Here is an 8,614-nt window from a genome sequence, read left to right as displayed (position 1 = left end):
CTGTCGTCGCTGTCGGTGGTCTGGCTGTCGTCGCTGTCGGTGGTCTGGCTGTCGTCGCTGTTATCGTTTCCACCGTTGGTCTGGCTGTCGTCGCCGTCGTTCCCGTCGCTGTCGTTCTCGTCGTCGTTGTTCCGGCCGTCGTCGTTGTCGTTTCCACCGGCGCGGTCGTCGCTGTCGTTCTCGTCGTCGTTGTTCCGGCCGTCGTCGCTGTCGTTCTCGTCGTCGTTGTTCCGGCCGTCGTCGCTGTCGTTCTCGTCGTCGTTGTTCCGGCCGTCGTCGCTGTCGTTTCCACCGGCGCGGTCGTCGCCGTTGTGACGATTATCCCCACCGGCGCGGTCGTCGCCGTTGTGACGATTATCCCCATCGGCGCGGTCGTCGCCGTTCTCGCTGTCGTTCTCCGTCAGATCGATCCGGGCGTCCTGGCTGTCGTGATCCGTTTCGACGAAGACCCGGGACGTCCCGGAGTCGTCCCCGTCCGTGTCGACGCTGTGACGGTACGTCTCCTCCTCGCCGGGGTCCATGCTGACGGAGTACGACCGGACCCGCTCATCGCCGAGCCTGACGCTGACATCGGTCGAACCGTCGGCATCGCCGCCGTTCGTGACGGTGTATTCGACGGTTGCGTCCTCGCCGGCCGTCGCCTCCTCGGAGACACTGAGCTCGACCACGTCGAACTCGGGCGCGCCGGTCTCATCCTCCGCCGTGGTCTCACCGTCGCTCCCGTCCTCGTCCGCCGTGGTCTCGCCGTCGCCCCCGTCCGGTGACGATTCGTTTTCCGTCCCGTCGTCGTCCGGGGCGGTCGGCGGCTCGGACGTGTCACCCGCGTCCGGTGTGCTCGCTCCGCCGTCGGTGAGCGATCCGATCGCTCCGGCCACCCCACCGAAGAATCCGGCGAACGCCAGCCCCGCGATGAAGAGGCCGATCCCGAACACGATCAGCAGCTGCTGGAGCCGGCGGTCGATACTGTCGCTCGACGACTGTCGCCGTCGGTTTGGTTGTGTCATTGGAACTGGAGTCCCCGCTGTGTGATAGGGGAGGGTTCGCGCTCTCCGGCCGTTATTATCGCCCTAGTAAATCCGCCCGCAACGAGCGTGACTCGGCTGCCGGCGACGACGACGGCGCGACAGACGACCCCTGACGGTGAGGACGCGACGGGCTATTTGTCGCGCGAAACGCGCTCCCCCGGCGTCGTCGTCGCGCCCGCCGAGAGGGTGACGCCGGGGTCGAGGCTGGTGTTGATCCCGGTTCGAGCGCCGTCCCCGATCACGGCGCCGAACTTCCGACGGCCGGTCGACACCCGGTCGCCTTTCACCGTGTGTTTCACCGGCTCACGGTCGTGTCGGAGGTTCGCGACGTTCGTTCCGGCACCCAGGTTGACGTCGCGACCGAGAACGCTGTCCCCGACGTACGAGAGGTGCGGGACGGCGGTCCCGGCCATGAGGACGCTGTTTTTGATCTCCACGCCGCTCCCGACGCGGACGTCGGCGCCGAGATACGTCGCGCCGCGGAGGTATGCGTTCGGCCCGACGGTGCTCCCGGCCCCGATCCGGACGGGGCCCTCGATCGTGACTCCACGTTTCACCGACGCGCCGGGTTCGACGACGACGTTCCCGGAGACCGTCGCCTCCCGATGAACCGAGCCGTCGAGCCGCCGCGGCTGCCGCTCCAGTTCCGACGCGGTCGCTTCGAGGAGCTCCCACGGGCGCCCGACGTCGCTCCATCGATCGAACTCGACGAACGACACCGGCCGGTCGTCGATGACGCGATTGACCACGTCGGTCAGCTCGAACTCGCCGCGCTCGCTCTTCGGAACGTCGAGGAGGGCGGTCGCGTCCGCCGGGAACACGTACGCGCCGGCGTTCACCAAGTCCGAGGGCGGGTCGGACGGTTTCTCGACGAGCCCCTCTACCGCGTCACCGCGCGTCCGGAGGACACCGTAGTTCGAGGGGGTCTCGACGCGGTACGCGCCGATGCCCGGGCCGGAGTCGAACAGCCGGCGGAGGCTCTCGGCGTCGTACATGTTGTCGCCGTTAAGGACGGCGAACTGACCCTCCACGTGGTCGGCCGCGGCCCGCACGGCGTCCGCCGTGCCGAGCAGTTCGTCCTGTTCGACGTGCGTCACCGGAACCCCCTCGTAACGCGACCCGAAGTGCTCGCGGACCGACGCCTGTTCGTAGCCGACCACGAAGACGAGCCGTTCCGCGCCGGCGTCGACAGCCGCCTCCGCGACGCGTTCCACCATCGGAGCCGACCCCACGGGCAGCATCGGCTTCGGGACGTTCTCGGTGAGGGGACGCATCCGGGTGCCGCGACCGGCCGCTAGGACGATGACTTGCATTCAGTGCCGCGGTAGTCGCGTCGCTCCCATACTTAAGTGGGATCTAATGCCTCCGGTCGCGGTCGACGAGGCGGCTCGGGAGACGCGAGCGCTGTCGTCGGTCCGGTGGCTCACCGCTCCGTCGGCTCGAATTCCGATTGCGCGCCGTCGGAGGGGAACTGGATCGCCGGGCTCTCCGCGTACTGAAACCAGTGTTTCACGAGCACGCTCGTGAGGTCGAGGAACCCCTCCCAGCCCTGTGGTTTACTGATGAACGCCTGGGCGTTCAGATCGTAACACAGACGTGCGGCGGTGGGGTCCGACGTGTCCGAGACGACGACGACCGGGATTCTGCCGACGTCGTCCGAGCCCATACGCCATCTGAGGACGTCGTGCCCGCTTTTCAGCGGGAGGTTGAGATCGAGAAGCACGAGTTCCGGGCGTCTGGCGCCGTCTTCGACGCTCGCCAGCCGTTCGATCGCGGCGGTTCCCGTGTTCACGAACTCGACGGTGACTTCCGGTGCGACCTCCTCGAACGCGAGCTCGAGGAGACGGATGGTTGGCGAATGGTGCTCTGCGATCAGCACCGTCCCGGAGTGAGTGGTGTCCTTGTCCATGTCGACCAACAGCCACCTGCGTGACTCGGCTCTGTCTTAGGTGACGTGCTGTTATAATTATGGGAATCGGTTCGAGCGGATTGCATCCAGTTTCGTCGGATTCGCGCCGAAAACGGCGACGAACCGACGCCGAATCGGGGTCGTTACCACGAAGTCACCGGGGCGGTTACCTGTACGGTGGCAAAGATTAACAAGAACAGAACCGATGTTTCGGGTATGGATCCCAACTATCACGGGCCTCCCTCTCCGTCGGAGGACGAGTACGTCCACCGGTTCCCGCCTGACTGGCGTGCCGACGAGGAGCAACTCACGCGGTGCACGCACGCGGTCGCCATCGTCACCGATCGGCGACCGGAGCAGTTCGACGTCGGGATACAGCGCATCGTCGATCCCGACGCGCTCGATCGGTTGTTCACGTCGGAGGCGGGCGGCGAAGACGCGCAACTGTCTCTCGTCGTCTCCGACCTCACGCTCCAAATTCGGGCCGACGGCGCTATCTTCGTGGTCGAATAGCGGGCTCTGTCGGGGGCGAACGAAGTGAGTCAGCGACGCCGCCGAGAGTCGACAACGCCGTCGAGAGTGGAAAACAACACCGTGAGTCGATAACGACGCCGAAATTCAAACTCCGCCAGTGGAACCCGTCGCAGACGCGCGCCGGGCGTCGGCGGTTGCGGTTCGGATCACCGAACGTCTGATATCGGCGTGTGAGAACCGTATGACGCGGATATCCAGCGACCGTCGATGTCGGATGACGTGTCGTACATCACGAGCTCGTTCGGCTCGAAGGAAACGCTCGGAGCGACGTCTTCCGGACAGTACGTGTGGCGGATGCTGAAGACGGGCCAGTCCATGTTCGTCTCGTCGGCTGGAGCAGGCCGATCGCCCACCGAGTCCTCGCCGGTCATCGATCTCGCCCTCTGGCGTCCTGCACCCGGTCGACGTGTTCGATCGCCTCCTGAACGAGCGCCCGTTGTTCCGACGGCATGTGGGGGTGTCGCTGTCCGACCGCGACCAGCAGTTCCCTCGCCGCGACGAGGTGGGTGTCCGGCGAGCAGTCAGACATCGTCGCCCTCGTGCGCCGCGAGAATGGTCTCGAAGTACGGCGTCATCACGTCGATGGCCCGATCTGACGAGCGGTTGTTCCGGTCGTCGTGAAGCTCGATCGCGACGAGGTATCTCGCCGGGAGCTCGCCGAAGCCGCTCCGGCCCGCGCGGTCCTTCGTCGGATACTCCTCGGTTCCGATCGCGGCGGCGACCTCGATGCGCTGGGCCTCCAGCGCGGGGCGGGAGTACTCTCCGCCGACTTTGTGCCGTTTCCAGCTCTCGGTCGTCAGTCGACCGTACGCCTCGTCCATTCCGACGATGCGGGCGCGGCGACGCAGGGGCGACTCGACGTCGTCCCACTCGGCGGCCGAGAGGGCGGCCGGCCGTTCGACGACGCCGTCGGAAACGAACGACCCCTCGACGTCGTCTTTAGCCCAGAGGGCGTCGACGAGCGCGGTCGCCGCGGAGCGGGCTTCGGCCGCGTCGAGGTGTTCGAACTGCGCGTCATCGACGAACGCGAACGCATCGACCGCGGCTGACCGGGCGCGGTCGTCGTGTGCTCGGTACCCCTTACAGACCTGGATCGCCGCCCGGCGTGCCCGCTCGCCGACGGACCGATCCGTGGGTTCCACTGACGGCTCCGTGGGGGGCGATCGCTCGGCGGGGAATTGTGCCTGCGGACGTCCGGACGATATCCGACTGTTGCTCATCTGTACGAGAAACCGGGACGACCAACTACATATACCTCTGACAACACTCGCGTAACCGGTTCGGTTACCCCGCGGTAAGACGAGGGAAACCGCGTGCGCGTTCGACCGGTCGCCGACGTGCAAAACCGGTCGATTCGGACGGCTGGACCGCGGCTCGTCTACCGAGAGCGCCGTCGCCTCGGAACAGACACCACTCGTTCGCGGCCCATCGCCGTTTCGACCGTCGTACCGCGCAGTTACACCGGGTTTCACCGTCCTGCTGATCATTAACAGCGCGATTATCCGCTTACCTGACTCGTAGCAATGGGCAAGGAGCACGGATGGGTCGATGGGTTCAACCCATGGTACGAAAAGAACTCGATCGCCGGAAGTTCGTTAGCCTCGTCGGTGCGGCCGGAGTCGTCGGCCTTGCCGGCTGTTCGGACGAACCGGAAGGGCCGTCAGACGGGACAGGAAACGGCTCCGACGGCGGAACCGGAACCGGCACCGACGGCGGAACTGGCACCGACGATGAAAGCGGCACCGGCACTGACGACGAAAGCGGCACCGGCACCGACGACGAAACCGGCACCGGCACTGACGACGAAACCGGCACCGGCACTGACGACGAAAGCGGCACCGGCACTGACGACGAGAGCGGGAGCGGCACCGACGATGAGAGCGGGAGCGGCACCGACGATGAGAGCGGGACCGGCACCGACGACGAGAGCGGCACCGGCACTGACGAGGAAAGCGGAAGCGGAACCGGCAACGAGACCGACAGCGGAACCGGCAACGAGACCGATAGCGAAACCGGCAACGAGACCGACAGCGAAACCGGCAACGAGACCGACAGCGAAACCGGCAACGAGACCGACAGCGAAACCGGCAACGAGACCGACAGCGAAACCGAAGGATAACCGACGCGGCGGCGAGGGTCGCGCGGGAATTCACTTTTTCTTCGAGGAGCGAGTCCAGCCTCCGATAGACGGTGGTTCCTCGAACGTCTGCGTCGCGTCCCCGTCGATAGCCAGTCGGGGAGGCGACGCGGCCACGCGTCAGGGAATACTCTCGCCGGCGAACGGGCGGACCGCGACGACCGCCGTGACTGTCTCGACGGAGTTCACACGAGGCCGGCCGAGGCCTCGGCCCGCTGAAGCGAGACGAGAAACACCGTCCCGTCGGGGTCGTTGTCCTCGATGGACATCTCGCCGCCGAACTGAGTGACGAGTTGGTGGCCGAGGGTCAGCCCCACGCCGAGTCCCGCGCTTTCGGCCCCGTTCGTCCGTTCGGAGAAAACGGCCTCGCGCCGGTGCTTCGGGATCCCCGTCCCGTTGTCGGCGACCCTGATCGTGACGGTGTCGCCCTCGGCCACCGCGTCGACGTGGACGGTCGGCGTCTCCTTGTCGTTGTACACCACCCCGTTGTTGACGAGGTTCGCGACGACGGACGAGAGGAGTTCGTTCGCCTTGACGGACGCCTCGGGGACGGACCCGAGCGTCACCTCCGCGCCCCCGTGCAGGCGGGTCGCCTTCTCGACTTCGTTCTCGAGGAGCGCCTCGAGGTTCACGTCGCCGAGCGGGTCCTGATCGTCGGCCATCGCGTCGAGGGCCTGACCGATCATATCCGTCAACTCGAGGATGTGGTTGCCCGACTGTCTGATCTCCTCGAGTATCGACTGCCCGCGCGGATCGACGTGATCGGTCAGCTCCGAGGCCCGACCGACGATGAGACTCACGTCGTTTCGAACGTCGTGGCGGGTGAGGCGGTTCAGGATCGCGAGCCGATCCGAGCGTCGTCTGAGAATTCGTTCCCGCTTTTTTCGTTCGATCGCGTACTGGAGGGTCAAAAGCAGCAGTTCGGGGGTCAGCTTCCCTTTCACGAGGTAGTCCTGCGCCCCTCTCGAAATCGCTTCACCGCCGAGCCGCTGTTCCGGCATCCCGGTCAGAACCACGACGGGGACGTTCGGGTCGACGTCGACCACGGCGTCGACCGTTTCGGCGCCTTCGCTGTCGGGAAGCTGGAGATCGAGGAGAACGACGTCGTACGTTCCCTCACGGAGGCGTGCCGTTCCCCGGTCGAGGTCCTCCTCGTGGGTAAACCGGATGCTCTCGAACTCGCTTTTATCGAGTACGCGTGCGAAAAGACCCGTCTCCTTCGCCGTTTTGTACTGCTCCCGAACGATTCGCGCGTCCGCGGGATTGTCCTCGATCAGCAGCACGGATAGAGCCGTATCGTCAGTCATGCGTTGTTGTGAGATGATGAGACCGCGTCATGAGTCGCCGTCCGGTTCCAGAGTCGCGACGAGCCGGTCCGCGTCGTCGAGCCCCTCGGTCGGGTCGTCGATCTCCGACTCGAGCGTCGCCAGTCGGTCGAGCAGCTGCTCGTAGCGGTCGTCACGCGCCAGCTCCGTCGCCACGAACTCGCTTTCGAGCAGCGCTCGCTTCGCGTTCAACACCAGGTACTCCTGCGTCCTGTCGTCGTAGGAGTCCCTCGTCAACACGTCCGTGACCATCTGCGTGAGCTGCTCTTTCGATCCCGGTTTCGTGAGATACGCGTCGAACGACATGTCGAGGATGTCCAAGTCGGGAGTGATCGCGGTGAGAATGATCACCCGCGTGTCGAACCCCCAGTCGCGTATCTGTGCGAGGACGTCCTCCCCGGACATGCCGGGCATCCGGCGGTCGAGCAGCACGACGTCGACGTCTTCGGACAGCTCAGAGAGCGCGCCCTCCCCGTGATACGCCCGTTTGACCTCGTACTCCTCTTCCAACCAGCCGGCGTACATGTCCACGAGCCGCGGGTCGTCGTCGACGACGAGGACGGTCGGGTCGGGGTCGAGGTACCGTTCCCCCCAAGAGGCCAGCGAGGAGAGTATCGACTGCAGATCCCGCCCGTCGTCGGTCAAGCTGTACTCGACTCGTTTCGGGGATTCGCTCACGACGGTCCTGTCGAGGAGCCCGTTGTCGACGAGCTCCTCGAGGCTCTCGGTGAGGACTTTCGACGAGATCCCCTCCAGGCGTTCCTGGAGCTCGCTGAACCGTAGCGACCCGTCGGTGAACAGTCGCTGGACGATGACCGGATGCCATTTCTTTGAGATTACGTTCATCGCCTCCGTGAGCCGCTCGACGTCTCGGTCGGTTCCGTCTCCCGTCACGGTCGATAATTCGATCGTAACCGGTCTTATTATGCGGGTGGTAAACGACCGATCATTCCGTCCGATTCCGGAGCGGTCTCCGGCCTCGCGGGTCGGAATCGGATTACCAAAGCCGTACTTTTCGGAGGGAGGGCCCAACGGCGATCGATGTGGCCATGGGAACACGTCGCGTTCGGCTATCTGCTCTACTCGGCGTACACGCGCGTCAGACACGGGGAGTCACCGGAGGCGACGTCGACTGTCGCGATGGCGACGGCGGCCGTCCTTCCGGACGTGATCGATAAGCCGCTCGCGTGGGAGTTCGACGTGTTCGCCACGGGGTCCGCGCTCGGGCACTCGGTGTTCGTCGCGGCTCCGCTGCTCGTCGGCGTCGTCGCCCTCTCGCGGAACGCGGACCGCTCGGCGGCGGCGGACGGCTTCGCGGTCGGGTACGCGTCGCACCTGCTCGGCGACCTGCTGCCCGCGAGCGTTCGGAGCGGCGCACTCGTCGCCGACCGCCTCCTCTGGCCGCTCGGATCCGCCCCGCCCGACGGTCACGTCAGCCTCGGCGCCGGCTTCGATCACTACTTCGCGGAGTACCTCGCGTCGATCGTCACGCTCGATCCGACGCCGTACGTAGCTGTGCAAGCCGCGACGCTCCTCGCGACCGTGGCCCTGTGGACGGCGGACGGAACGCCGCCGTTGCCCGACGCGATCGAGGCCGCCCGGACGCGGGGCCGCCGGCTGTTCGGCGACTGACGGCGGACCGGGCGGAGCGCGATCGCTGACCGCGATCACCGCCGCACCGGGG

The 8,614-nt window shown here is 66.1% G+C and carries 11 protein-coding genes; 3 read left to right on the top strand and 8 right to left on the bottom strand.

Annotated features, from left to right (window positions below; translation table 11 throughout):
• The 3 genes from DJ75_RS17370 to DJ75_RS17360 all read right to left on the bottom strand — a co-directional run.
• A partial coding sequence (locus tag DJ75_RS17370) for a CARDB domain-containing protein (RefSeq protein ID WP_275542312.1) occupies positions 1-1,004 on the bottom strand: 1,004 nt, incomplete at its 3' end.
• Positions 1,005-1,156: 152 nt separating this feature from the next.
• A complete protein-coding gene (gene glmU, locus DJ75_RS17365; protein ID WP_094525761.1) occupies positions 1,157-2,338 on the bottom strand; it encodes a bifunctional sugar-1-phosphate nucleotidylyltransferase/acetyltransferase in 1,182 nt (393 codons plus the stop codon).
• A gap of 110 nt (positions 2,339-2,448) precedes the next feature.
• A complete protein-coding gene (locus DJ75_RS17360; protein WP_094525760.1) occupies positions 2,449-2,934 on the bottom strand; it encodes a response regulator in 486 nt (161 codons plus the stop codon).
• A gap of 216 nt (positions 2,935-3,150) precedes the next feature.
• Between DJ75_RS17360 and DJ75_RS17355 the strand changes: the two genes are divergently transcribed.
• Positions 3,151-3,447 (top strand): HalOD1 output domain-containing protein, encoded by a 297-nt coding sequence (locus DJ75_RS17355; protein WP_094525759.1) that lies wholly within the window; start codon positions 3,151-3,153, stop codon positions 3,445-3,447.
• A gap of 167 nt (positions 3,448-3,614) precedes the next feature.
• Here DJ75_RS17355 and DJ75_RS17350 read toward each other — a convergent pair whose 3' ends face one another.
• From DJ75_RS17350 to DJ75_RS17345, 3 genes are read right to left on the bottom strand one after another with little or no spacing between them, the layout of a single operon-like run.
• Positions 3,615-3,839, bottom strand: coding sequence for a hypothetical protein (locus tag DJ75_RS17350; RefSeq protein WP_094525758.1), 225 nt, complete (start codon positions 3,837-3,839; stop codon positions 3,615-3,617).
• Positions 3,836-3,997 (bottom strand): hypothetical protein, encoded by a 162-nt coding sequence (locus tag DJ75_RS18805; RefSeq protein WP_158217275.1) that lies wholly within the window; start codon positions 3,995-3,997, stop codon positions 3,836-3,838. Before DJ75_RS18805 ends, DJ75_RS17350 begins: the two co-directional genes overlap by 4 nt.
• Positions 3,990-4,610 carry a hypothetical protein gene (locus DJ75_RS17345; RefSeq protein ID WP_094525757.1) on the bottom strand — a complete coding sequence of 207 codons (621 nt, stop codon included), beginning with the start codon at positions 4,608-4,610 and terminating at the stop codon, positions 3,990-3,992. Before DJ75_RS17345 ends, DJ75_RS18805 begins: the two co-directional genes overlap by 8 nt.
• Before the next feature lie 419 nt (positions 4,611-5,029).
• Between DJ75_RS17345 and DJ75_RS17340 the strand changes: the two genes are divergently transcribed.
• Positions 5,030-5,587 carry a hypothetical protein gene (locus tag DJ75_RS17340; protein WP_094525756.1) on the top strand — a complete coding sequence of 186 codons (558 nt, stop codon included), beginning with the start codon at positions 5,030-5,032 and terminating at the stop codon, positions 5,585-5,587.
• Between the two features lie 203 nt (positions 5,588-5,790).
• On the opposite strand, the gene DJ75_RS17335 is transcribed toward DJ75_RS17340, so the two are convergent.
• Entirely contained in the window at positions 5,791-6,912 is a 1,122-nt protein-coding gene (locus DJ75_RS17335; RefSeq protein ID WP_094525755.1) for a hybrid sensor histidine kinase/response regulator, read from the bottom strand.
• Positions 6,913-6,939: 27 nt separating this feature from the next.
• Entirely contained in the window at positions 6,940-7,824 is an 885-nt protein-coding gene (locus DJ75_RS17330; RefSeq protein ID WP_241881413.1) for a winged helix-turn-helix transcriptional regulator, read from the bottom strand.
• A gap of 147 nt (positions 7,825-7,971) precedes the next feature.
• On the opposite strand from DJ75_RS17330, the gene DJ75_RS17325 reads away from it, so the two are divergent.
• Positions 7,972-8,562, top strand: coding sequence for a metal-dependent hydrolase (locus DJ75_RS17325; RefSeq protein WP_094525754.1), 591 nt, complete (start codon positions 7,972-7,974; stop codon positions 8,560-8,562).
• Positions 8,563-8,614 lie beyond the last annotated feature (52 nt).

Origin of the sequence: Halorubrum sp. Eb13 (genome assembly GCF_002252895.1) — an archaeon.
GTDB lineage: Archaea > Halobacteriota > Halobacteria > Halobacteriales > Haloferacaceae > Halorubrum.
Note: the sequence above shows the minus strand (reverse complement) of the source record. Positions and strands in the feature narration are given on the sequence as shown.

Excerpts from the sequence above, each read along its gene's own strand:
- glmU (WP_094525761.1), bottom strand. The coding sequence starts at position 2,338 with ATGCAAGTCATCGTCCTAGCGGCCGGTCGCGGCACCCGGATGCGTCCC.
- DJ75_RS17360 (WP_094525760.1), bottom strand. The coding sequence starts at position 2,934 with ATGGACAAGGACACCACTCACTCCGGGACGGTGCTGATCGCAGAGCAC.
- DJ75_RS17355 (WP_094525759.1), top strand. The coding sequence starts at position 3,151 with ATGGATCCCAACTATCACGGGCCTCCCTCTCCGTCGGAGGACGAGTAC.
- DJ75_RS17350 (WP_094525758.1), bottom strand. The coding sequence starts at position 3,839 with ATGACCGGCGAGGACTCGGTGGGCGATCGGCCTGCTCCAGCCGACGAG.
- DJ75_RS18805 (WP_158217275.1), bottom strand. The coding sequence starts at position 3,997 with ATGTCTGACTGCTCGCCGGACACCCACCTCGTCGCGGCGAGGGAACTG.
- DJ75_RS17340 (WP_094525756.1), top strand. The coding sequence starts at position 5,030 with ATGGTACGAAAAGAACTCGATCGCCGGAAGTTCGTTAGCCTCGTCGGT.
- DJ75_RS17335 (WP_094525755.1), bottom strand. The coding sequence starts at position 6,912 with ATGACTGACGATACGGCTCTATCCGTGCTGCTGATCGAGGACAATCCC.
- DJ75_RS17325 (WP_094525754.1), top strand. The coding sequence starts at position 7,972 with ATGTGGCCATGGGAACACGTCGCGTTCGGCTATCTGCTCTACTCGGCG.